This is a genomic window from Ruegeria sp. AB6, from assembly GCF_056542685.1.
Genome location: NZ_JBQGAD010000005.1, coordinates 310,450 through 333,831 on the forward strand (window position 1 = coordinate 310,450; position 23,382 = coordinate 333,831).

Genomic DNA, 23,382 nt, shown 5'->3' on the forward strand with positions numbered 1-23,382 from the left:
TCGTCCTCCAGACTCTTGTTGTTTTCAGGCCAGTTGGAGCCTTATCCATTTTCCATTTGATAGCGCAGAGCGGTCGAAACGATGTCCCGCCACTCTCCGGATTGCTGCATGATCGACAGACCCTGGTTGAGCGTCTCAAGGATCGCTTCCCCATCCGGATTATCTTTGTGGGTCATGATGTTAAGCGACTTGATCGCCGCAAGGTTGGGGTTTTCTACAATGCGATGTTCATAGCCAAGGCGCGCAATTGCTTCGACCGCCAGATGCGCTTCGACCGCGACGATATCGGCCGTGCCGTCCATCAGCGCGTGGAAGCAATCGTCAGGCGACACCGGACGCAGCATCGAAATCGCTGGCTCATATAGACCCACCGCATCCATATGCGACAGTGACCAGCCTTCGGGGCGGCAGATCGTGGTACCCGCGAAATCGGCATAGGTCAGGGTCTGCTCATAGCCCGAGCCTTCACGGGCAAAGAAGGTATCCACAACCTCGTAGAACGGGTTCGAGAAGTTGTAGGTCTCGCACCGGTTCCGGTCAGTTTCAGACAGGGCAGCGGGTTCTTCACAATTCGGGCGCGACCACGGGAAGGTTGCGTCAAAGGCCAGCGTCGGCATCAACAGGTCCAGATGCGAGGACCAGTCATTCACGAACTGGATCTTGTACCCTTGCTCGGGCGCGGCGCGTAGCATCGCGGTCTCAACCAGATTGGTGTAAAGGCCACGGTGGGGCAGGGCCTCATCGGTGAAGGGCGCATAGTTGCCGCCTGTGATCAACAGCAGCTGACGGTCCTGGAATTCGGGACGGCCACTTGTATCGGCGTCGCGGATCAGCGCAGCGGCTTCGGCACGGGCAGCTTCGATTTCCGTCTTGGCGGCGGCTTTGGCCTCAAGCACCGCGTCTTCGCTGGCCTGTTTGGCCTCGGCCTCAGCGGCGGCCACGCGAGCTTCGGCCTCAGCAATGGCTTTGGCGGCACGTTCCTCAGCGGCTTTGACCAGTTCAGACGCCATCTCGGCGGCCATCGCTTCGGCTTCGGTCGCAGGCGGTTCCGGCGCGCGGCCCACATCTTCCAGACAGGGCATGGTTAGAACGTCGCCCACGCGAATGATGTTGGGATTGTTCCCGATCACATCGCGGTTGGCGTCAAAGATTATGCTGAAGTCTTCGGTCGAATAGACCTGAATGGCCAGCTCGCGCAGGCTGTCGCCGCGCTTGATTTCGTAGGTCGAGCACGCCTCTTGCGCCGAGGCGGCACCTGTTGCCGCCGCAAGAGCCAGGCTGGAGATGATCAGTTGAGGTCTCATGTGTCCTGTCGCTTTGCCTTCATTCGTTTCTTGTCAATTTCACGACCGCAATGGACGCGTTGTCCTGATCGGGGTCGCCTTTATCCCGAAGCGCCTGCCAAAGCGCGTCGGCTATATCCTGTGCCAAGTCACCCGATTGGGCCTGAACTATGGCCTCGATCTCAGCATCGCTGAGATATTGCAGCCCATCGCTGCCCGCGATCAGAACATCCGACGCAGTCAAAGCGACGGGGTGTTCGGGACAATCCACTTTTGGGATCGCCGCGCCCATGATGACCGAGGTCAGTTGGTTGCGATCCGGGTGCGTATGCGCTTCGTCCTGCGTCAGCTTGCCCTCGGCGCATTGCGCGTCGATGATCGGCGCCATCGAATGATCTTCGTTGATCTGGCGCAGCGCTCCGTCGCGGAACAGGTACAAAGGGCTGTCCCCGATCGATATCCAATAGACGTCCGACCCCATCAGAAGAGTACCCAACAGGGTCGAGCCCATGTTGAAACCATCACCCTGTTCTTCGGAATGCTGCGCGATCAGCGCATTTGCCTGCATTGCCGCCAAGGGCAGGGCGTCGATCAGGGCGGGCTTCGATGGCGCACCCGTTTCCAGTTCAGGGTCCAGCGCACCCCGCCAGGCTTTGATCACAAGCTCGGATGCGATGTCACCTGCCGCATGCCCGCCCATGCCATCAGCAACCACGATATACCCAGCATTCGCCACATCGAACATGCGCGCGGCGACCGAGTCTTCTTGCGTGTCGCGCCGACCCTGATCGAGGATCAGCGCAATGTCATATGCCGGGGTCGCCAGCATCTATCAGGCATCCCGCCAGTCGAAATTGTCACCGCAGAATTCTGCAAACCGGATCGAGGTTTCGCTGATGCGGATCAAATCGCCGCTGGCCAGCGCCACGGTGCTGAGAACGGGTTTACCGTTCAGACGTACCAGATTGGCCTTGCCACCGTGACCCAGATAGCATTTGCGATCTTCAGGGTCATAGGCAATCACAGCGTGGTTGCTGCGCGAAATGCCGGTGTCGCCAAAATCAAGCTGGATCGCCTGATCGTCGTTGCGACCAATCTGCATCAGCCCTTCGGTCAGAGTAATGCACGCGCCGCGGCCCGGACCGCCGGTTACAACCAGCCAACCGACCGGAAAGGTCTGCTGTGCAGTCTCGGTTTTGGCGACGGGCTCGGCGGTTTCCATCAGGTCCTGAACATGGGTGTCGGCTCGCTCAAACCCCAGGAAGGTGGTTTTGACACGACCACGACGATCCGACTGGGCCGGTTGCGCGGCGGACGGTGTTTCCGCCAACTGCGCCGCCGGAGCATTGGGCAGTGGTTCAGGTTGCAGGTCCACAGCCTCCACGATCTCGGCCACCGACTCGGGCGCAGGATCTTCCGCGACGACTTCGATCACAGGATCGGCCGGCGTCGTATCAAACAGGTTACTGTTTTCTTCTTCTGCCTCGTCAACCTCTTCGTCCGATGCAACGTGCAACGTCACAATCGGGTCTTCTTCGGCAATCTCTTCCTCGGCGGCGGGCTCTTCGGTCGGCTCAAGGACGTCCACAACATCCGCAAGGATTGCCGCATCATCGGTTTCAGCGCTGTCTTCGGCATCGGTCTCGGAGAAGTCCGGCATCTCGGCTTCGGGGATCAGGTCCTCAGCCTCATCGTAGCTGTCCGACGCTGGCATGTTGTTTCCAGCAAGCGCCACGCGCAGTGCGTTGAAGTCTGCAATCGGCTCGGGCTTGTCTTCGCTGGTTTCAGCGATGTCTTCCGCCTCGGCTTCTTTCGGTTTGCCGGCACCTTCGAGAAGCCGGCTGAGAGGGCTTTTATATTTGAACATGGTGACGACACCTTTGTTTCTTGGCACGAGGCAATGCCCCGCTGGGCTTCTACTCACCCCTTCGCAGATCACGCAGAGGCACTGATGATGGAAAACAAACGTCACTGGTACTTTCCGCGACGGGCCGGTTCCCGTCGGGGTCACTCCACTGTCGTGACCCTCAGCAAACACACACTGGCGGATTACAAACGAACCGGTCTGATTACTCCTGCGTCAACTGCATGGTGGCATCTACTTCGGTACCGTTCCGTAGAACGTTCAACTGGGCTTCAGCTTGTCCTTCGGACACAAGATCAGCCAGCATGGCATCCAGGCTTTGCGGCCCGTCGATGGCCAGCCCCGTCTGCGCCTCAGAGATCAGGATATCGCCCACCTGCAGGCTACCAGCGGTTGCGGCGGGAACGCTTTTGACCACGGTTTGCCATCCGGTACCGCCACTGTTGCGAACTGTGAAGCCATAGCCGTTGTCCAGCCCCACCATGCGCATGGTGGGCAGAGCCAACAGGCCGTTCTGCGCGCGGGTCTGACCCAGCGGGCGATAGCGCGCGGTGATGCGGGTATAGCCGTCAGGATCCACGTTGAGATCATTGAGAACCTGAGCCGCAAAGCTGGTGTCGGCCTCGATCGGTTCGCCATTCAGGGTGTAGATCGCGGCCCCACGCTGCACCCAATCTCCGATCACGGACATGTCCAGCGCCGGATCAACACCAGTCACAGCAATGACGCTGCCGGTCGATGCGCGCCGTTTCGAGGTCTGGAACGGAATTTCAACGTCCCAATGGGAAAACGCCACCTGTTGTTCGGCCAAAGTGACCGGAGTTGCAGGCTCAACCGGGTCTTCCGCGACAGTTTCGGTCACATCTTCTGCGGGAAGGTCGGCTGCCGGGGCTTCTAGCCCTTCTGTGGCAGCCGTTTCGGCCAAGGTCTGCTCGACAGGTTCTGGCACTGCTTCCGCCTGCTTGGGTGACGTCGGTTCGCCAGCGTAAACCTCGGGTGAGGTCAGCTCTGGCGCGATGTCTTGCGGTTCGGAGGTCGCGGTCAACTCAACAGGGGCCGGGTCTTGCAGCACGGCCAGTTCGGGTGGTTCGACCGGTTCAATCTCGGCAGGAGTTTCGTCAAGGGCTAGGTCCTGAGTTGCAGGCGCGTCCTGACCCGACATCACGAAAAACCCACCTGCGGCTGCGGCCGCGATGACGACTACGGCAGCAGCAATCAGTTTTCCACTACCACCCGAGCCGCTTTTGACCACGGTATCAACGGCGATCGGGGGTTCCTCAGGCGCGGTGAATGTGGCCAGTTCCTCTTCTTTCTTGTCCTCATGACCCAGGACGATATCCGGGTTGCCTGCCAGCAGTGCGGTCACCACTGCCTCGGCGTTTTCGCTTTCTGCTTTGATCCGGGCTTTCTCGGCCTCTTCATCCTTGCGATCCATCCCGACAATGACCGAGATGGGACGGTGAGCGAAGGTATCGAACATTACGCCAGGCCCACGGAACATCCGCAGCCAGTCCAGCGCGTTTTGCAGACGGTCGGTTGCGTGCACCTCCATCGCCTTGTCAATCGCTTCAAGGAACCCATCGGGGTATCCATCATACCGACCTGTCAAAGGCTGATAGGGATCATCCTGCCCGTTATTGAAGGCTGTCAGCCGCGTCTGACCATCAATGGGGCGTTCGCCACTGATGGCATGGTAAAGCGTTGCCGCCAGAACATAGAGGTCGCTGCTTGGGCCTTGCTCGGCCCCCCGCACATAGAATTCATGCGGCGAATACCCGTCCTTGATCACACGCAGGGTCAACAGCGCCGCCGATTGATTGGCCGCCTGATCCCGCGCCGCACCGAAGTCAATCAGTTCGGGCTCACCATGTTCGTTGATCAGAATGTTATCGGGCGAGATATCCCGGTGCAGCATCCCGCTTTGATGGATGAAGGACACGGCCGACAGCATCTTTTCGGTGACCTGCACGATGAAATCGGGACCGGCATCATTCTCGGGGTTTTCAACATAATCCAGCAGGTCGCAGCCTTTTATGAAATCCATCGCGATATAGGCTGTGTCATTGTCCTCAAACACCTGATGAACGTCGACAATGTTGGGGTGCACCAGCCGCGCATGGTTGCGGGCTTCCAAAATAAACAGGTCAATGATCGAGCGCAGGTCGTCCTTGTAGGAAGGATCGATTGGTTCGACCGTATCGCCGTTGCGATGACACAGGGCGCCGGGGAAGCATTCCTTGATAACCACGTCGCGTTCCAGACTGTCGCGCGCCAAATAGGTGATGCCAAAACCGCCATTGCTGAGAAACCGCAGGATTTCATACTGCCCGCGCAACAGCTTTGCGCCGGGTGCCAGGCCTTCAATTTTGGGTTCGTCATGCGTCGTATCGACAGCCTGATTGTGGCTCATTTCTTTCCGCCCGTTCTAAACATTTTGCGGTTCGTGTTCGGGTAAACTGCCCGTCAACTCACGACCAAACACAACCGCAGGACACTTAAGAACGTTAGACGTTTCAAATTTGACTTTATTGGGGCCGCCTCATGGCTTCACTGAGAACCAAATCTTCGCGAATCGCATATATTGTTTCCGACACGACTAACGAGGCAATATATAGTCTAACTCCCGCAAGAAATTGCGGACTGAACGCAGGATTTAGGATGATTGTTGCGCGATTCCGAAACAATAAGCGCGCGATTCTTGACAACTCGAATCGCGCCCTGCGGCGCGATTCAAATGCGATATGACCTCAGGTTCCGGTTTTTGTGTGAACGGGCTCTGCGCGACTTCCGGCCCAGGCAAGGCAGTCACTCAGCTGTGTGAGGATACTGACGGCATCCCTAAGCGGCCCGGCCCCCGTTTCGAATTGCAGCAACAACAGCAGGTCGGTCGCCTTTTCAAACTCGGCTGGAATCCAATCGGCTGACGGATCAATCTCGCCACCCTGTTCCAGACGCTCGGCAAAATTTTCGACAATCTCCTGACAACTGCTCAGAAAACTGCTGGGCTCCATATCCGAGGATTCACGTAAATCCTCATAGATGCTGGCGATAGCAGCCAACCAATCTTCTAGGATCGGGTTTTCCAACGGAGGCAACGCAGCCTCAATCGGGGCCTGAACCGAGGGCGACGCGACAGGTGCAGGCTGATCGAGGGTCGTACTGTCGAGGAAGGGCAGAAACTCGCGTTCCAGCGCATCCCGCGCGGCCTTCAAATCTCCCAGCCGCCGGTCCGAGGCGATTTGCAATACTTGCTCAGCAAGGTTCTGACCACCACAGCTCTCCCACAGGGCAAAATCGGGCTCGGGCTCTTGCGCCATGGCTTTGACGGCAACCGGCGTTCCAATCGGCACGACCGCCCGGAACATACCGCCTTTTTCCTTATTCAACCGGGCCAGGACCCGATCCAGCGCGTCATGAACCGGCGGAAGGTCCGTATGTGTGATGGCCAGCAGACTGTTTGCACGCAATTCGGGTGGGACTTTGGACCACAAATGCCGCTCTGACTCGCGCCAGGCGCTGGTGCCATTGGTGCACCAGATGGCGCAATCGACATATTGTAACATATCCAGCGTAGTTTTCGACGCGTCATCAAGCGACCCCGTGCCAGGCAGGTCAAACAGGGAAATTTCCTTCAAAGCGGGCGTATTTAGCCCAACCGAGATGAAATCAGGCTTGTCTGCCGCTGCCTTTTCCAAAGCGATGCCAGAATAGACCTTGGGTTCCTTGTCCCACCAGCCCACCGTGGTTTCCGGCTCATCCGCATAGGCCACGATCACCAAGGGCAATTTAAGATGCTGTGGTCCGGTTGGCAGGATATCGGCCCCTGCCAACATATTGGCGAGGCTCGACTTGCCAGCTCCAAACTCCCCAACAAACCCAATGTTGATCGCATTCGACAGCCGCTCGGCATGGCTCAGTGCACGCGCGCGCATGTCATCCACAGAATCGTCGGATGGTAGTTTTTCAGTCGCGGTCAGGAAACGCTCGAGTTGGCGTACTTCCTGTTCGGTCCCTGGAAATTCGATCATTCCGCAGCCTTTGGTATTTCAATTTCTGATTGGCCCGGTCCGTAGACAGCACCCAGTTCATCCGCAATCCGTTGCGCGGTGTTAAAGGCAGTTTGCGCCTCGGTCCGTTCGTTGGTCTCACCACTTCCAGCGCGATGCTCAAGGTGTCCTGCCAGAAGGGCCAGATAGTGGTCGAGCACTGTGTTCAAACGCCCCAGCAGGTTTTCACGGGCCGTATCGACAAGATCGTCGCCAATCATTTCGAATTCCTGAACGATCATGCGTTCCGCCCGATTGACCACGCTTTTGCGCGAAATCAGTCGCGATAACCATGTCACGCGCAGTTCCACGGTGATGCCACGGGTCAAGGCCGTCGTATCAGGGCGGAACCAGCGAACCGCGCTGGTGTTCATCCGGTTGTCCCCGGAATCCTGCCAGCCCGGCAGGGATCGCAACGTCGCATTGCTTTGCATGTCCACCGCATAAAGCTCGCTCAGCATACGCTGGCGGACAACTTGGGTTGCGCCTTGCACCAGCTCTCGCATCCGATCACGTAAGGGGCCAAAGTTCAGCTCTGTCTCGCCCCCTTTGGCCAACAGCGGAGAATCTCCGTTCGGGCCACGCACCACGTCCGATACGGCCTCGGCCACGGTATCGTCCATGACACCACGCAGGTTGGCCAAAACGTCATCCATATCCTTGACGATCATCTCGGTCTTGTCTTGGACCAGCGCGCGCAGGTCGGCCTGAGTCTTGTCGTTTTCGCTGGGGTCATCCGCCCCGTCCGTGCCCTGATCCTCGATCGCGCGCAGATGCGCCTTGGTGCGGTCAAGCTCACCCTGCGCAAAGCTGTTGAGGTGTTGCCACGCCATTTGCATCTGCTCGTTGCGCGGCCCATCTGCCAGGGCGCGGGTCACATGGCGACGCAAATCCGGCAGTCCCGAGGCGATCATGGCCGCAAAACGCAGAACGCCCTCGCGGCTAATCGGGCCGGGACCTTGCTTGATCTCTTCGACACCGTCCAGATATTGCTTCATCTGCTCGGGGTGGGCACGTAGCCAGGCCAGAACATCGTCATGGTTTACGCCGGTTTCATCGCCGGTCAATGCGTAGTGCGCCCATTGCGCACTGCCCATGAGAACGTCGATATCCGAATTCCCAAGCGCTTTTTCCAACCCGTCCATTACATCGGCGCGGACTTTGGTCGCGTCATCTGCACCCCCGCCCAATTCATCGACACGGTTGATGAAAACCACAATCTGGCCCAGCTCCAACGCTTGCATCAGACGGAACAGCTTGAGGTCCGCCCGCGACAGCGCCTGATGCGCCGACAGGACAACTACGAAGAAATCGCTTTCCTTGAGATACTGGCGTGAGATTTCCTCGCGGATCAGCAGCGGGTCATTGACGCCCGGCGTGTCCGTCACGGTGATCGGGAACGGGAAATGGCCAATGTCGAAGTAAACCTCGGCTTTGCGGGTGATGTCGCTGTAAAGCCCGCGATCGGAACCGGGATCAAGCGTGCCATCCTCAGACGGCTCATCACCGGCGCAGACATAGCGCGCCAGATCGTCAGATGTCAGATGATCCAGATCGTGATGCTGGCCCAGAAGCTGCGTATAGCTTTCGCCCAACCGCAGCTTGGCGCGGGTTTTCATCGCCTCGACCTGCTGTTCGATCATCTCGCGCTTATAACTGTCCTCGTCATCGGGGAACATGTTGCGCAGTTCTTCGCCCTCTGCGATCAGGGCTTGCCATTGGCGATTGTCGAAAAAGTGGAACTCGGCGCCCTCTGTCCGACCCGAAGGATGGCCGAAATGCATGTCAGTAATCACGGTCGTCCACGGGTTGACGTCCGACGGCAAATACTCGGCCTGACCAGTGAAGCCATTGATCAGGCGCGATTTCCCGGCCTTGATCTGACCCACAAAGGCGATCGAGGGCTTGAGGTTCGACAGATCTCCCACGATGCGCGAGATAAACTGACGTGTTTCGTCATTGCTGACCTCGTTCAGGTCTTCGGCGATGCGTATCAACTCGCGGCGATTACTCTCACTCATAACACTTACCCTGGTCACACTTGTTCACTGATCGGATTCTTGGAAAATTTGAATGGTTGGGGCGCAATCATTCGTCCGTCCCCTTTAACGCTGTCCATACGCCCACAACAGCACCCAGCCTGCGCGCCTCATGGGTCACGACCGAGACCTTTTCACCGTCATGCAGAACGGCCAGCCCGGTGCCTTTGCCGCCCGAGGGGCGCATGACAACTAGCTGCGGATAATCCAGATCTGCGTGGGTATCCTTGTCCCAACCCGCCAGATCACGCGCGAAACTCTGCATCAGGTCCTGACTTACATGCACGGAACCGTCGGCAGCACAATCGCCTGCGGTGGACATGAGGGTCCCGTCCTTGGCCGAAGCCAACACGCGACCCAATCCGAACCGGTCGGACCCGTCATAGAATAGATCAGCCAAGCCCTGCGTTTCTTCTGCCTTTGGCGCATCTGTCACCAGCGACACCACTGGCTCGGCATGCAATTCAATCGCTTTGCAGCATTTGGAAATCTCGCTGAACGTGATCCCGACATCATCTGCATCCAGCGTTGTATCAGGTTGCAAGGACACAAGCTCCAGCGGGGCAGGGGCGGTGGCAATGTCACTGACAAGCTGCGCCAGGCGGTCAGCCAACTCTTCCCGCGAAGTTGTTTCAAAATCAGGGGCAACCCCGTCGCTCACGCAGAAAACATCTGTGACGCGCGAGCTGTTGACCTCAATCGCGAGGCAGTCACCATTGGCTGCCGTAAACTCCAACCTGCGGGGCAAAACGGTTCCGCGAATAGTGCGCAAAACCTGATCACGCCGATCCTGAGCCGTTGTACCTGTCAAGGTTACCGCTGGATTCACCCGCGCGACAACGCTGCGCCCGATATTCTCGAGCATATCGAGTATGTTCGCGTCGATCATGCCGTGACCCCCTCTGGTCCCGCTCATACCGCAGCCGCAACCGGCCCGCGGGTTAGGTGTGATTTCGTTAGCGCAAGGCCCAGATTGGCGCTGCTGCGGCAGATGTAGCAGAGCACATGGTCCGGATAGGCCTTGGTACGCAGGAAGATGTTCAAACGGTCCTTCGAGAACACCGCAATTTCACCAAATCCAGTCGGTTCATTCGCATCCTCGCCGGCCTCGCGCAGCAGTGCTTCGAACCCCTTTACACCACGCCCCTGAAACAGGTTGGCAACCGCGATCGCGAGCGTATCCAGATTCTCTGCATCGTTTGGGTCCGGAGTGACCGAGCCCAACAACATCCCCGTCTCCATATCGACATACCCGGCTGCGATGCAGTCGGGTATTGTGCTCATGGCGGCATTCAAAGCGGCTTCGATAGGCATCTGAACGTCTACTTTCTACCTGCCGGTCGGTTACAGAACATGCCACTCGGCCCCGCCGGATTTGTTGCTTTTGGCAAGCGAAGACATGTCCTGCTTAGATTTGCGTGCGCTGTGTTCTGCCGCGATCTGGTCAAACTCGACCAGGAAGGACTGGAACATAGCTTTCAGGCCGTCCGCATCCTGAGGCAGGTCCTCGTCCTCGGTAATGTCGCGCCACATCGCGGCCGCACTCAGCGGTGATCCGGCGGGCACATTCAACAGATCTTCCAGCTTTTCGGGCTGCGCGTCGCTGTCGGTCCGCTTGGCCCCTGCGAGAGGGACGACCTGAATGTCGATCAGGCTGTTGCTCTCGGGTTCAGGCTCAAACTCATCCTCGGCACTTTCGGGCTGTTCGGCCATCAACGCGGCAATGGACGAAACGGACCCTTCCGCGCTGATTTCCGGAGCCGAGGTATCCTCAACCTCGGGCTGTTCTGGAGTTGAAGCCAGTTTTTCCTCAAGCGCATCGACAAATGTTTCCTCGTCCGAGTCAACTGGAGCTTCGAATGCAGCAACTTCCTGTTCGAACGCATCAACCTCGGTGTCGTCGCTCTCTTCTCCAGCGGACATTTCTGTCAACGTCACTTCGGGCTCTTCGGCGTCCCGGAAGAAGGATCGCAGGTCTTCCTCCTGTGCGTCCTCGGGCGAGTTCGTCATCTCCGCACGCATCCGTTCCGCTTCGTCCGCGTCGATCCGAGGCGCGCGATCCGCGTCGTCCTTGCAAAGTTCCACTCGGGCGGGGCGAACCGGGAAGGATGTCACAACATCCTCGGCATCCGAGACATCAACCGGGTTTACCAGCTTCAGTGGCGCGCGCGCACCGTTGGCATCGGGGCGCAAAGCGTTCATGTCAGGCGCGCCGGTCAGGCTGTCATCAATCTGGTATCTGGCCAACTGATGGGCACGGTTGTCCATGATCTGTTCGGTGATCTCAAGAAAACTGTCCACCATTTTGCCACCGCCACTGCGCGCCCATTGCTCGGCATCGCCGCTTTTGTCACGTGCCACAATCGCATCGCGGGCCGAGAACAGAATGGAACGGTTGAACAGATGCCCAGCCTCACGGTTGACCCGGCGCAAAACTTTCTGGCGGTCCTTTGCGTCCAGCACGTCGGCTCGCGTGATCAGCAACAGTGAATTGTGCTGCAACCGCTCGGGCAGAGAAACCCATGTCGCGCGTTCAGTCTCGCGCCAGGCTTGCGTTGCATGGGTACACCACAACACGCCATTCGCCTGACCCACAGCACGCCGCCAGACATCATCCGAGATCTTCGGATCCGAGATACCGGGCGTGTCGATCAGATCGACAGCTTCCAGAATATCCGATTGCAGGAAAATCCGAACGAACTGAGCGTCGTTGACCCCGACCGATTCAAGCTGATCCAATCCGATTGTGTCCCGGGACCCATCCGGTCGTTGGACATAGGCGGACTGCTTACCCCAGCTAAACCACACGGGCGGAAGTTGGGTGGCGGTGACCTGTGTCGGCAAAGCGTCCGAGCGCAGCAGGAAGTTCATCAGCGTCGATTTGCCTGCGCTGAACTCTCCCATGAGCGCGAAAACGGGTTTGCGCCGGGACCAGTTTTCAATGCGCTGCCAAGCCTTGGTTGAAACGAAGCGGGTTTGTGAATCTTTTGCCATGTCGCTACTTATGCTGCCTCGTTGCTTAGATCTTTCAGGATGTCGCCCAGGATATCGTCGCGCGATTTCTGCGGGGCCATGCCCGCCATCAGCGCATTCCGGGATGCGTCGGTCTCGGCGGTGGCCGATATGTTCAGCAATGTCTCTTTCTGCTCGCGCAGGAAGTCAGACAGAACAGCACGCACGTTTTCCAACACCGCCGCGATCTGGTTTTCTTCGATATCCTTGGTGATCGAGCTCGCCTCGGACGCAATCAGGCGGGTGTAGTCTGCGGCGTAAGCCTCGAACCCTTTGCGGCGTTGCCACCAGCGGCGCCACCACGTGCTTTGCAAATCCAGCGCAATCGTGCGCCCGATGCCCAACGGGGGCGGGACACGCGGCACAATTGGTGCTTCGATTGCGAACTCGCCAAGATGATTACCCAGCAGCTTATGATAGAGGGCTTCAACATCCGCCGCAGCAGCACTGTAAAGCGCACCAGCCTCTTTGCGCATCGCGCGGGCAAAGCTGAAATACGCCGCCTTTTGCAAGGTCCGCAGTCCGGCGGGATCGTATTGCCAAGTGCCTTCTTCGCCATTCTCTTCCAGATGCGCAATCAAGGAATCCGTCGCGCGTTTGACAAAGTTCTTTTCGGCCGAGTTCAGACGCTCCAGCACTTTTCCCCGCAGGGATGTGGTCAGCACAGCGGCCTTTTTGTCATATTCCGCAATAACGGTCGCAATGGCCTGCTCAGGAGAGACACCGTCGAGGTCACGCACCACACCATCACCATCTGACAGTTTCTTGGCCACGGCAGTTGCACGGATTTGGCTGGCAATGTTGCGCGCTTTGTGGCGCACACGGTCCAACAGGCGGGTGCCTGCGCCTTCGGCGATCCGTTCGTTCATCGCCAACAGCAGATCGGGCAGGCCTGAAAGCGCCCAGATCTTGTCCAGCGAGGGGGCCTGATCGCCAAACCCGGCAGCCAAATAGAAGGTGTTCAGCGCCTGCCGCGATTCCTCGTTCATGATGTCAGGATTACCGGTCAGTGCGGCCTCGGCCCAAAGCGCGCTGCCAAACACGACGCTGGTATTGCCATCGATATTGTTCTGTTTCAGCGTGTCCTGAATACGGTCGCGGATTTCGGGTACCTGATTGACCGGATCGGCCAGTTCATCAATTCGGTTCACGAACAGGATGATTTGGCGGTTCTCGAACTGCGCGATGATCCGCATCAGCGCCATATCCATCGTGGTCAGCGCCTGGCTTGCCGCCAGTACGACCACGCAAACCTCGGACCCGCGCAGACTGCGCAAGGTGATTTGCTCCCGCACCATGAAGGTATCGTTGACACCAGGCGTGTCACACAGCTTGAGCGAAATCGGGTATTGCGGGATGTCCATGAACAGTTCCGCAGACTTCGTCACATCGGCAAATCGCCCAGTCTTTGGATTGATATCCGGGTCATCCTCATCCCCGAGGCAAACATAGCGCTGGATCAGTTCTTCGTCGAAATAATCATATTGGTGGCTCTGGCCCAGGATCAGGTCGAAATGCTTGCCCAGACGATCTTCCGACTTGGCCTTCATCTCACCAATCTGACGGCGGATATCATCCATCTCGTCATCGGCCCCGGCGCGATTGGCCAATTCGCCCAGCCGGCCACCGCCGACCATCAGGTTGTCCCATTCTTCCTGTTCAAAGAAAGTAAACTTGGCCTTATTGTCACCCTCGGTCCGGGTGTTGATGTTCAGCGTTGTCACCACCGAGGTCCACGGGTTCACATCCGACGGCAACAGGGCAGGGCGCCCGGCCAGTATATTCACGATCGACGATTTCCCTGCCTTGACCTGCCCCACAAGCGTGACACTCGCAGTGAAGTTCTCCATCCGCGTTTTCAGCGTCGCAAGACGCGCCGAGGAGCGCGCATCCGCCACTTCTGTCAGCTGGTCGATCTGCGTGGTCAAAGCCGTCATGGCCGAGGTCATCGGCGTCAGAGCTTCGTTGCCAACGGACAAAAGGTGATCGTTACGCGCCATGGTTAACCTCCGGTTCCTGTAGCGGCGATGGGATGGTCTATCTGGTCGTGCTGCACGCTGGTCAGCGTGTCGATCCGCGCGATCAGGTTCAGTGCGTTGCCCAGAATGGCAGCCTCGGCCGAGGGCGAAATCTTTTCATAAGCCCCGGAATCGGCCAGCACTTCGATCGAGCTGAAACTGTCACTGTTTTCCAGACAGGCCAGACGACGGCCCGTGGGGAAACCTGCGGCTTTGGTTTCGGGCAGCGGCATGCGGGAATTGGCCAACAGATAGTGCCCCCCCGAATGTGTGCGCAACGAAATGCCAAAACCCGTATTAGGGTGATCCCGGTTCAGGGATTTCAGTTCGCCCAGAAAACTTTCCCGTGCAAGGCCAACGGCATCTTGCTCGGTCACAGCTGAATTCATCATGTTGGTCACGTTTTCGACCCTTTTTCTGGAGTTGAGCAAAAGCTCTTCAACAACGCCCGGAGGCAAAAAGACTCATCTGGTCCCAGCGCCCATCAACCATCTGCAAGGGGGTCTTAATTTGACGCGAATAAGATTTTTTGGCGTTTGAAATGTGGCGCAAATATGTTTCTTGTTTATATACAATATCTTAGCGATAATTTTTGTGCGACCGCAGGCGACAATAATGCACTCAACCACCAAGCTGTCCACGCGAGCAAGCGGCGAACGCTGCCGGCCCGTGATTACGACGTGATCCGACCAGCCGAATTTATTGACCTGAGTCGAAATTTCCCTCTCGCACTTGGGTTCAAGCTTTGCTATTTGGCCCTCAGTCTGGCACGAGATGCCACGGATGCGGGTGTGGCGAAATTGGTAGACGCACCAGATTTAGGTTCTGGCGCCGCAAGGCGTGGGGGTTCAAGTCCCTCCACCCGCACCATTTCTTTCTAAAGTTTTTGTTGGAATGGAACCGATTTCCACGCTCCAAAAGATTGGGACGACGGTTCGCTCGATGAGGCTTAGGTAAAGCCAAATCGACCGATCAAAGGATTTCGATCCGGCCCTTCATATGAGGATGAAACTCGCAAAAATAGGACTGTTCCATCCCTTCCGTAACCTGAATTTCACTGCTTGCGTCTTTCACAAGCTCAAACGTGTCCCAACTGCGATCAACTGCGGTCGCTGTATGGGGTGCGATATCCAGATTGACCCACTTGATCCTGTCCCCCGGATGAACTTGTATATGATCGGGTTCGAACTTGAAGCGGCGGATTTGGATTTCATGCGTCTTTGGGACATTCTCTGCCCTTCCCCGCGATACCAAAGCGGCTGCCGAAGCAGCCGCTCCGATCACGACGAATCGACGTGACACAGGTTTGGACATCAGTTCAGAGACTCGACCATCATTTCCGCATGACCTTCATGCGCCTTGAAAATCTCAAGGCCCTGTTCGAACAGCGCCTTGACCTCGGCATTGTCGATATTGGGGATCATTGTGTTTTCAACCAACTCGTTGACGGCCTGATGATACGCCAGTTCATTGGCCGCATAGGCCTTGTCGAACTCGGCACCACGCAGCTGCGACAGATTGTTGATGATCTCTTCCGCGTTGGAATTCAATGTCTGGCTGAATGCATTGTCCTGCGCCGATGCACCCAGCTTGTCCAGCAATCCCAGCGCCGCTGCGTTAACGGCGGTATGATCCCGGATCATCGTATTGGCAAACTCGTGGATGTCGGGATTTTCCGACAACGCCAAGGCCAGATGCGCATAGCGAATGTCAATGTTGTCAGCAGTATAGGCGATATGCGCGTATTCCAGGTCGCTCATATCAGCAACGTCCTGCGCCGTAGCGGCGGTTACGACAGCCAGCGAAATGGCGAAAGTGGCGAGGAATCTTTTCATGACGGATCTCCGTTGGATTGGACTGATGCGCCCAGTATCCCCAACGATGATCAAGACCACATACTCAGCCGTTCAAAATCCAGCACAGATCGTTCAGATTTCGGAACGCGCGCGCAAATGTGAACCAGGATTGGCAAGTCAGACCGTCCAAACCCACAGAAAAGGGACTAAAACGCGCGGCGCTGTTTGGGATCAGGCAGCGCCGCGCGAGGCAAGCAGATCAAGCGGCTGCAATCTGCTTTGCTTTTTCGACCATGACTTCGGCCTGCCGGATCGAAGCATAGTCAATCAGGCGACCATCCAGCGATACGGCCCCTTTGCCGGCAGTCTCGGCCTCGGCCATGGCGACCAGAATGCGCTGTGCTTTGGTGACTTCAGCATCGCTGGGCGACATGACTTCGTTGGCCAGCGCGATCTGGCTGGGGTGGATGGCCCATTTACCCTCGCAGCCCAGAACGGCTGCGCGTTTGGCAGCCGCCTTATAGCCTTCGGGGTCCTGGAAATCGCCGAACGGGCCGTCAATCGGGCGCAGGCCGTTGGCGCGCGCAGCCACGACCATACGCGCCAGCGCATAGTGCCACATGTCGCCCCAATGGGTTGCGCGGGATGCGTCACCATCGGGATCGGTCAGTACGGAATAGTCCGGGTTCACGCCACCAATGATCGTGGTGCGCGCGCGGGTCGAGGCCGCATAGTCAGCCACACCGAAATGAAGGCTTTCGTTGCGTTTCGAGGCGGCCGCGATCTCGCTGACGTTCTGCATGCCCAACGCGGTCTCGATAATGTGCTCGAACCCGATGCGTTTCTTGTACCCCATCGCGTCTTCGATCTGAGTGACCATCATGTCGACCGCATAAACATCTGCTGCGGTGCCGACCTTGGGGATCATGATCAGGTCCAGACGTTCACCCGCCTGTTCGACCACATCGACCACGTCGCGGTACATATAGTGGGTATCCAGACCATTGATCCGCACGGACATGGTCTTGTTACCCCAGTCGATGTCATTCAAAGCCTGAATGATGTTCTTGCGGGCCTGTTCCTTTTCGTCGGGCGCGACCGCGTCTTCCAGATCAAGGAAGATCACATCGACATCCGACTGGGCCGCTTTTTCGAACATACTGGGCTGGCTGCCCGGCACGGCGAGTTCGCTGCGGTTCAGGCGCGCGGGTGCCTGTTCGATGGCATAAAAGCTCATGGGTTTGGTCCTTTGAAAGAAGTGTGCGTTAGATCACGCGGTCTCGGGGTGAGCGGCCTGCGAAGAAGTCGCCCAGATTGTCCAACACGCGAAAGCCCATGGCCTCGCGCGATTCACGGGTGGCGCTGCCCAGATGCGGCAGCATCACCAGATTGTCGCATTGCAGCAGGTCCGGGCTAATGCGCGGCTCGCCATCGAACACATCCAGCGCGGCCCCGCCGATGGTTTCGAACATCAGCGACTGCACCAGAGCATGCTCGTCTACCACCTCACCGCGCGCAGTGTTGATCAGGAAGGCATCAGGCTTCATCAGGTCCAGCCTGCGCCCGTTGATCAGGTGACGGTTCGCGGCCCCACCGGGGCAGTGCAGCGAGACGAAGTCGCATTGCGGCAGCAAATCGTCCACCGTGTCGACCTGCGTGGCGTTGAATTGCTTCAGTACGTCGGGCGAGACCGTGCTGCGGTTTTGTACCAGAATGTTCATACCGAACCCGTGATGCGCCCGGCGGGCCATTTCCTGACCGATGCGGCCAAAACCGATAATGCCCAACGTCTTGCCGCTGACCTTGGTGCCCACAAGATGGGTCGGGCGCCAGCCGGTCCAGCCACCAGCGCGCAGCTCGCGCTCACCTTCACCCGCGCGACGGGCGGCCATCAGCAACAGCGTCATGGCCAGATCGGCGGTGCATTCGGACAGGACGTCCGGCGTGTTGGTCACGGTCATGCCCAGATCACGGGCGGCCGGTTCGTTGATATGACTGTAGCCAACGCCATAATTGGCGAGGATTTTGGTTTGCGCGGCGGGCACGTCCAGCGCCTCGGCGCTGAGCGTATCGGTCACAGTGGGCAGAACCGCGTCGTATTTTTTCAGCGCGTCGCGGATCTCGGCCGGGGACATCGGAATGTCCCCGGTATTCAGCACGGTGTTATAGCTTTCGGCCAGTTGCGCCTCGACGGCGGCAGGCCAGCGACGGGTGACAAGGACCGAAGGTTTGACCATCACGCAGCCTTTCCCATGACACGAGCGATGGTTTCGCCGATCACCGCCGGGTTTTCGGCCACGGTCACGCCCGCCGCCGACAGGATTTCCACCTTCTCGCTGGCGCTTTCGCCAAAGGCCGAGATGATTGCACCTGCATGGCCCATCGTCCGGCCCTTGGGCGCGGTCAGACCCGCGACATAGGCCACAACGGGCTTGGTGATGTGATCGCGGATATATTCCGCCGCTTCGGCTTCCTGAGGGCCGCCGATCTCGCCGATCATAGCAATAACCTCAGTGTCTTCATCCTGTTCGAAACGCTCAAGAATATCGCGGAAGGACGAGCCGTTGATCGGGTCGCCGCCGATGCCGACGCTGGTCGAAACACCGATGCCGCGCTCTTTCAACTGCGCTGCGGCTTCATAGCCCAACGTGCCCGAGCGTCCGATGATGCCCACATTGCCAGGCAGGTAGATATGGCCCGGCATGATCCCCAACAGCGCCTTACCGGGGCTGATGGTTCCAGCGCAGTTCGGGCCGGTCAGCACCATGCGTTTGTCCTTGGGATAGCGGTACATGTAGCGTTTGACGCGGATCATATCCTGCGCCGGGATACCGTCGGTGATGCAGACGCAATAACGGATACCGGCATCTGCGGCTTCCATGATCGAATCCGCCGCAAACGGGGGCGGCACGAAGACAAGGCTGGCATCGGCGCCGGTGGCCTCGACCGCTTGTTTGACGGTGTCAAAGACGGGCACACCTTCAACGGTTTCGCCACCCTTACCCGGGACAACGCCGCCGACGACATTGGTGCCGTACTGCACCATGTCCTTGGTGTGCAGGCGCGCCATGCGTCCGGTGATGCCCTGAACGATAACGCGGCTATCACGGTCCAGTAGAATGCTCATTGCACGGCCCTCATCTTGGTGTTTTGGGTCAAATCGTTGCGCCATGCGCCTACGGCGCGCTCGGCGGCTTCCATCAGTGTCGTCGCGCGGATGATCGGCAGGCCCGACTTGGCCAGGATTTTCTGACCTTCTTCAACATTTGTGCCCGCAAGGCGCACGATAACTGGCAGGTCAATCTCAAGCTCGCGCAGCGCCTGCACGACACCTTCGGCCACCCAGTCGCACCGGTTGATACCGGCGAAAATATTGACCAGAACCGCCTGAACATTGTCATCTGACAGAACCAGCCGGAAGGCCTTGGCCACCCGCTCGGGCGAGGCACCTCCACCGATATCCAGAAAGTTCGCAGGCTCGCCACCGGCCAACTTGATCGTGTCCATCGTGGCCATAGCCAGACCGGCGCCGTTCACGATGCAGCCGATATTGCCATCCAGCCCGACATAAGACAGGCCCCGATCCGCCGCGCGGCTTTCGCGCGGGTCTTCCTGACTTTTGTCGCGCAGTTCAGCGATCTGAGGGCGACGGAACAGAGCATTGTCGTCAAAGCTCATCTTCGCGTCCAGTGCCAACACACGGTCATCGCCAGTGATGACCAGCGGGTTGATCTCGACCATAGTTGCGTCCAGCTCGCTGAAAGCGGCATAGCAACCCTGCAAGGTGCGGACCATGTGTTGGGTCAGCTTCGGCTCAAGCCCCAATTTAAACGCGATCTCGCGGGCCTGGAATTCCTGCAGGCCCACCGCCGGTTCAACGATCGAGCGCACGATGCTGTCGGGACGCTCGGCCGAGATTTCCTCGATCTCCATCCCGCCTTCGGACGAGGCCACGATCATCACCCGCTGACTGGACCGGTCCAGCACAAAGCCTAGATAAATCTCGCGGTCGATCGGCACGGCAGATTCCACATAGACGCGGTAGATGCCTTTGCCTTCGGGTCCGGTCTGATGCGTGACCAGCTTGCGCCCGAACATGTCGTCACAGGCCGCATGGATTTCGCTTTCCGAGTTGCACAGCTTGACGCCCCCGGCCTTGCCACGCCCACCGGCATGGACCTGCGCCTTGACGATCCACTTGTCTCCGCCCAGCTCACGCGCGCGATAGGCGGCCTGTTCGGGGCTGTAGGCCAAGGCCCCAGAAGGGGTCTCGACACCAAATTTCGACAGCAGTTCTTTCGCTTGATATTCATGGATATCCATCTGCAAACCTCCCGTTCATGCAGTGCGGTCAGGCCGCGATCGACGTGCCGTAGCGGCTTTCCAGCAGGGCCTCGACCGCCTCAAGATCAACCGAGCCGCCCATGTCCTGCACCGCTTGGCCGAACAGGCGCACGATGTGGCTGATGGCCTGGTGGTTCAGCTGGTTCAGGATGCCAATCCGGACCTGAACAGGCGCGCTGAGCGTCGGCCAGATACCAAATCCCTGTGCCCGACAATTCTGCACCAGCTCCATCTCACGACCGGCCAGTTCCGGCGGCAGGTTCAACACCACAAGGCTGGGCATATCCGACGTCACCTGGCATCCCATCGCAGTCACGGCATCGCGCAGCACGGCCTCGTGCGTTTTGTAGGATTGGGCACGTTTGGCCAGCCCCTCGATCAGGGTCAGGCGGAGGGATTCATGGAAGGCGGCCACGGCATAGCCCGAATGGGTGCGGTGGTAAGTGCCTTTCTCGACATCTTGTCCATCGACGATGCCCCAGTGGCGTGCCTCGAAGATCGGGTTGTGAACGTAGGAATAAGCGCCCGACGTCTTCAATACCTCGATATAAGCGTCGGTAAAGCTGACTGGTGCATAGGTCAGCGGCAGGCAGCACAGGCCTTTTTGCGGACACGACGCCCATCCTGCGACACCAGGGAAATCGTCAATGCGGAAATCCGACACACCGAGAGACGACACAGCGTCGATCAGGCCCATCGCGCCATGACGTTCGCACGCGTCCGAAAAGCCCTGAATATCGTTCACACGGCCCGAACCGGTTTCCCAGTGCGCCATGAAGGCCCATTTCGGTTTATGCTGCGCCAAAACCTCGTCGACCATCTCGCCGGTGACGGGTTGGCCATGGGGCACCTCAATCACGGTGACGCTGGCAGCTTGCGGGTCCAGCGGGTTTGCTGCGTGCTCGGCCGGGGTGGCGGCTTTGATCCGCAGGGTCAGCGCATCGATGCCCGAGAAGGTGCCGTTGGTAAAGGCGACAACCTTGTCACCCGGCATCACAGCCGAGAACATGGTGTCCAGCCCGCTCCAACCGGTTCCGGCGACAGCGAAAGTATAGGTGTTCTCAGTCCCCCAGATCTGACGCAGCATGTGCTTGCATTCGATCATGCCGCGCAGAACGTCTCCCTGCATATGGTCGGCAACACCGGCACTGGCGAATGCCTGCAAAACGCGGGCATCCGTGTTGCCGGGGCCAGGACCCGCAGCAAGTGTTTCAGGGATTTCGAGGGTAGGGTAGATTTGAAATGTCACGTTCGATCCTCCAAAACGACCGGGGTTGGGGGCGCCCGGCCAGACGTGTTGAGGTTGAGGAAAATCGAATCTTGCCTCGTCACGCAACGTAACTTACTACTGCCTTTGGATATCTGTTGGGGTGGGTAAGAAACTACCCATTCTGGTAAATATGCCGTTGTATACGGATTTTTATCCTACCCATACGGGTAGTTTTTGTAATTTTTCGGGGAAAATCAATGTCCGATGCCGCCTCTCGCCCCATTGATGTCATGCTGGCCAACAACAACCCGCTGGTTCTGTCGGCCATGTCTGAAATATTCGAGCGTGACCCCCGATTCTCTCTGGTCGCTACGTCAGCAACGGCCGAAGGGTTTCTGGGTGCCATCATGCGGGTGCCGGTCAAAATCTGCGTGATCTCGTGGAATTTGCCCGTTCTTGGTGCTGCAAAGCTGATCGAGGTCCTGCGCGAACAAGAGAACCCGCCGCGTTTTGTCGTCTATGGCGATGACGGCGGAGAAATCCCCCGATTGGCGATGCAGGCGGGGGCGGCCGGGTTCGCTTCGCGCTCGGGCGAGGTCGAGGGGCTGCTGGAAACCTGCATCGACGTTGCGCGCGGCAAGATGGTGTTCCCTTTTATCGACGTGCGCAAAATGCAAAGGGACCCGCTGCAAAGCCTGTCGCGCAAGGAAATTGTAATCCTTGAAGCCTTGGCCAAAGGCTTATCCAACCGTGATCTATCGAAAGAGCTGCAAATTTCGGCCAACACGGTGAAGTTTCACCTGTCCAACATCTACGAAAAGCTCTCGGTCAAGAACCGGGCCCAGGCAATTGCGTTCTACTATTCGTCCAAGACGGCGTCGGACTAGCTCTGCTCTTTCACCGGTTCGATCTGGGTGAAAATGGCCGTGCAAATCTGATCCATCTCAAGCGCAAAGAAGTTTTTCGCGGCCGCTTCGTTGGGATGGTAGGGATCCTTGACCAGCCCTTTCTTGTTCAGCCGGAAATACTCTTTGTTGCCCTGATTGGCCGCAACGGTTTCCGGCGTCGCCCCCGGCACGAAAGAACAGCGCAGGCCAGAGGTTTCAAACGCCTTCATCAGGTTTTCCTGCGCGCGCAGACGCAGGTCCACGATCTTTTTCTTATAGGCCGGTGCCGTCGTCATGAAGATACAGGGCAAATCCGGCGGCAGCTGGCTTTTCAGGCGCTGCACATCGCGGATCGCGGCCTCGGGGCTGTTGGCCCAACGTTTGGCCGAATTGCCCAGAAATGACATCAGTATCAGCTTTGGGTCATAGTAATCTTCGCGCAGCATCTGCTCCAAAGGCGAGGTCCCCGGCGCGCAGAACTGGTATTCGCGCCCTTGCCCGATCTGGACGAATTTCTTGTCGGAATTGTTGACAAAACCATAGGCACCCGCGTTCACCCGCCATTTCGGATCGACCTTGCAGATCGTGTCCTTTCCGGCCCCCGATCGCGCCGTCCACGCGCTGATCGAGCTGGAACGAACACCAATGACACCCACGCGCATCTTCCCCAAACGTTTCAGATGGCTTTTTTGCTGGGCGTTTGGTTTGCAATGGCTTTTTATGTCGCTGAAAAACTCCAGAAATGCCGGGCCTGACCCGAAAGATATCTGGCTGTCACCGATAATCAAAATCTCGGGCGAGTCGAAAGGTTCCGCCTGCGCTGCAGGCACCATCATCAACGCGCCTATGACAAGGCTCAGTGCTTTTGTCAGAAACTGCATTT

Annotated in this window: 20 protein-coding genes and 1 tRNA gene; 2 read left to right on the top strand and 19 right to left on the bottom strand. The window is 58.2% G+C overall.

Going from position 1 to position 23,382, the window contains the following annotated elements; all coding sequences use genetic code 11:
* Positions 1-41 precede the first annotated feature (41 nt).
* The 11 genes from ACR0DB_RS13085 to ACR0DB_RS13135 form a co-directional block, all read right to left on the bottom strand.
* Positions 42-1,304 carry a transporter substrate-binding domain-containing protein gene (locus tag ACR0DB_RS13085; protein ID WP_170790013.1) on the bottom strand — a complete coding sequence of 421 codons (1,263 nt, stop codon included), beginning with the start codon at positions 1,302-1,304 and terminating at the stop codon, positions 42-44.
* A 19-nt stretch (positions 1,305-1,323) separates the two neighbouring features.
* Positions 1,324-2,112: a PP2C family protein-serine/threonine phosphatase gene (locus ACR0DB_RS13090; RefSeq protein ID WP_480551412.1), complete on the bottom strand. Its 789-nt coding sequence runs from the start codon at positions 2,110-2,112 to the stop codon at positions 1,324-1,326.
* 3 nt (positions 2,113-2,115) lie between these two features.
* Entirely contained in the window at positions 2,116-3,150 is a 1,035-nt protein-coding gene (locus ACR0DB_RS13095) for an FHA domain-containing protein (protein ID WP_480551414.1), read from the bottom strand.
* Positions 3,151-3,352: 202 nt separating this feature from the next.
* The gene (locus ACR0DB_RS13100) at positions 3,353-5,557 is read right to left on the bottom strand and encodes a protein kinase domain-containing protein (RefSeq protein ID WP_480551416.1); all 2,205 of its coding nucleotides are present in this window, start codon (positions 5,555-5,557) and stop codon (positions 3,353-3,355) included.
* A 337-nt stretch (positions 5,558-5,894) separates the two neighbouring features.
* Positions 5,895-7,175 carry a dynamin family protein gene (locus ACR0DB_RS13105; RefSeq protein ID WP_480551418.1) on the bottom strand — a complete coding sequence of 427 codons (1,281 nt, stop codon included), beginning with the start codon at positions 7,173-7,175 and terminating at the stop codon, positions 5,895-5,897.
* Positions 7,172-9,214 (bottom strand): dynamin family protein, encoded by a 2,043-nt coding sequence (locus tag ACR0DB_RS13110; protein ID WP_480551420.1) that lies wholly within the window; start codon positions 9,212-9,214, stop codon positions 7,172-7,174. Before ACR0DB_RS13110 ends, ACR0DB_RS13105 begins: the two co-directional genes overlap by 4 nt.
* 67 nt (positions 9,215-9,281) lie before the next feature.
* Positions 9,282-10,121, bottom strand: coding sequence for a hypothetical protein (locus ACR0DB_RS13115; protein WP_480551422.1), 840 nt, complete (start codon positions 10,119-10,121; stop codon positions 9,282-9,284).
* Positions 10,122-10,144: 23 nt separating this feature from the next.
* Positions 10,145-10,546 carry a hypothetical protein gene (locus ACR0DB_RS13120; protein WP_170785957.1) on the bottom strand — a complete coding sequence of 134 codons (402 nt, stop codon included), beginning with the start codon at positions 10,544-10,546 and terminating at the stop codon, positions 10,145-10,147.
* 30 nt (positions 10,547-10,576) lie between these two features.
* Entirely contained in the window at positions 10,577-12,226 is a 1,650-nt protein-coding gene (locus ACR0DB_RS13125) for a dynamin family protein (RefSeq protein WP_480551424.1), read from the bottom strand.
* A gap of 8 nt (positions 12,227-12,234) precedes the next feature.
* Positions 12,235-14,244, bottom strand: coding sequence for a dynamin family protein (locus ACR0DB_RS13130; RefSeq protein WP_480551426.1), 2,010 nt, complete (start codon positions 14,242-14,244; stop codon positions 12,235-12,237).
* A 2-nt stretch (positions 14,245-14,246) separates the two neighbouring features.
* Positions 14,247-14,654, bottom strand: coding sequence for a hypothetical protein (locus ACR0DB_RS13135; protein ID WP_174819453.1), 408 nt, complete (start codon positions 14,652-14,654; stop codon positions 14,247-14,249).
* A gap of 393 nt (positions 14,655-15,047) precedes the next feature.
* Here ACR0DB_RS13135 and ACR0DB_RS13140 point away from each other — a divergent pair.
* Positions 15,048-15,132 (top strand) — tRNA-Leu (locus tag ACR0DB_RS13140).
* 102 nt (positions 15,133-15,234) lie between these two features.
* Here ACR0DB_RS13140 and ACR0DB_RS13145 read toward each other — a convergent pair.
* From ACR0DB_RS13145 to ACR0DB_RS13175, 7 genes are all read right to left on the bottom strand, one after another.
* Complete coding sequence (locus tag ACR0DB_RS13145) at positions 15,235-15,576, bottom strand: cupredoxin domain-containing protein (protein ID WP_480551428.1); 342 nt, start codon at positions 15,574-15,576, stop codon at positions 15,235-15,237.
* Positions 15,576-16,097 (bottom strand): DUF4142 domain-containing protein, encoded by a 522-nt coding sequence (locus ACR0DB_RS13150; RefSeq protein ID WP_480551431.1) that lies wholly within the window; start codon positions 16,095-16,097, stop codon positions 15,576-15,578. The genes ACR0DB_RS13145 and ACR0DB_RS13150 overlap by 1 nt, the downstream gene beginning before the upstream one ends.
* Before the next feature lie 220 nt (positions 16,098-16,317).
* The gene (locus tag ACR0DB_RS13155) at positions 16,318-17,295 is read right to left on the bottom strand and encodes an HpcH/HpaI aldolase/citrate lyase family protein (protein WP_480503809.1); all 978 of its coding nucleotides are present in this window, start codon (positions 17,293-17,295) and stop codon (positions 16,318-16,320) included.
* A gap of 28 nt (positions 17,296-17,323) precedes the next feature.
* Positions 17,324-18,295: a 2-hydroxyacid dehydrogenase gene (locus ACR0DB_RS13160; protein WP_170773611.1), complete on the bottom strand. Its 972-nt coding sequence runs from the start codon at positions 18,293-18,295 to the stop codon at positions 17,324-17,326.
* The gene (sucD, locus tag ACR0DB_RS13165) at positions 18,295-19,185 is read right to left on the bottom strand and encodes a succinate--CoA ligase subunit alpha (protein WP_170773545.1); all 891 of its coding nucleotides are present in this window, start codon (positions 19,183-19,185) and stop codon (positions 18,295-18,297) included. Before sucD ends, ACR0DB_RS13160 begins: the two co-directional genes overlap by 1 nt.
* Positions 19,182-20,381 (bottom strand): malate--CoA ligase subunit beta, encoded by a 1,200-nt coding sequence (locus ACR0DB_RS13170; RefSeq protein WP_480551433.1) that lies wholly within the window; start codon positions 20,379-20,381, stop codon positions 19,182-19,184. Before ACR0DB_RS13170 ends, sucD begins: the two co-directional genes overlap by 4 nt.
* 28 nt (positions 20,382-20,409) lie before the next feature.
* Positions 20,410-21,651, bottom strand: a complete 1,242-nt coding sequence (locus ACR0DB_RS13175; RefSeq protein WP_480551435.1) for a pyridoxal-phosphate-dependent aminotransferase family protein — start codon at positions 21,649-21,651, stop codon at positions 20,410-20,412.
* 218 nt (positions 21,652-21,869) lie between these two features.
* Between ACR0DB_RS13175 and ACR0DB_RS13180 the strand changes: the two genes are divergently transcribed.
* Positions 21,870-22,499, top strand: coding sequence for a response regulator transcription factor (locus ACR0DB_RS13180; protein WP_170773551.1), 630 nt, complete (start codon positions 21,870-21,872; stop codon positions 22,497-22,499).
* On the opposite strand, the gene ACR0DB_RS13185 is transcribed toward ACR0DB_RS13180, so the two are convergent.
* The gene (locus tag ACR0DB_RS13185) at positions 22,496-23,380 is read right to left on the bottom strand and encodes an SGNH/GDSL hydrolase family protein (RefSeq protein ID WP_170773553.1); all 885 of its coding nucleotides are present in this window, start codon (positions 23,378-23,380) and stop codon (positions 22,496-22,498) included. The genes ACR0DB_RS13180 and ACR0DB_RS13185 overlap by 4 nt on opposite strands.
* Positions 23,381-23,382 lie beyond the last annotated feature (2 nt).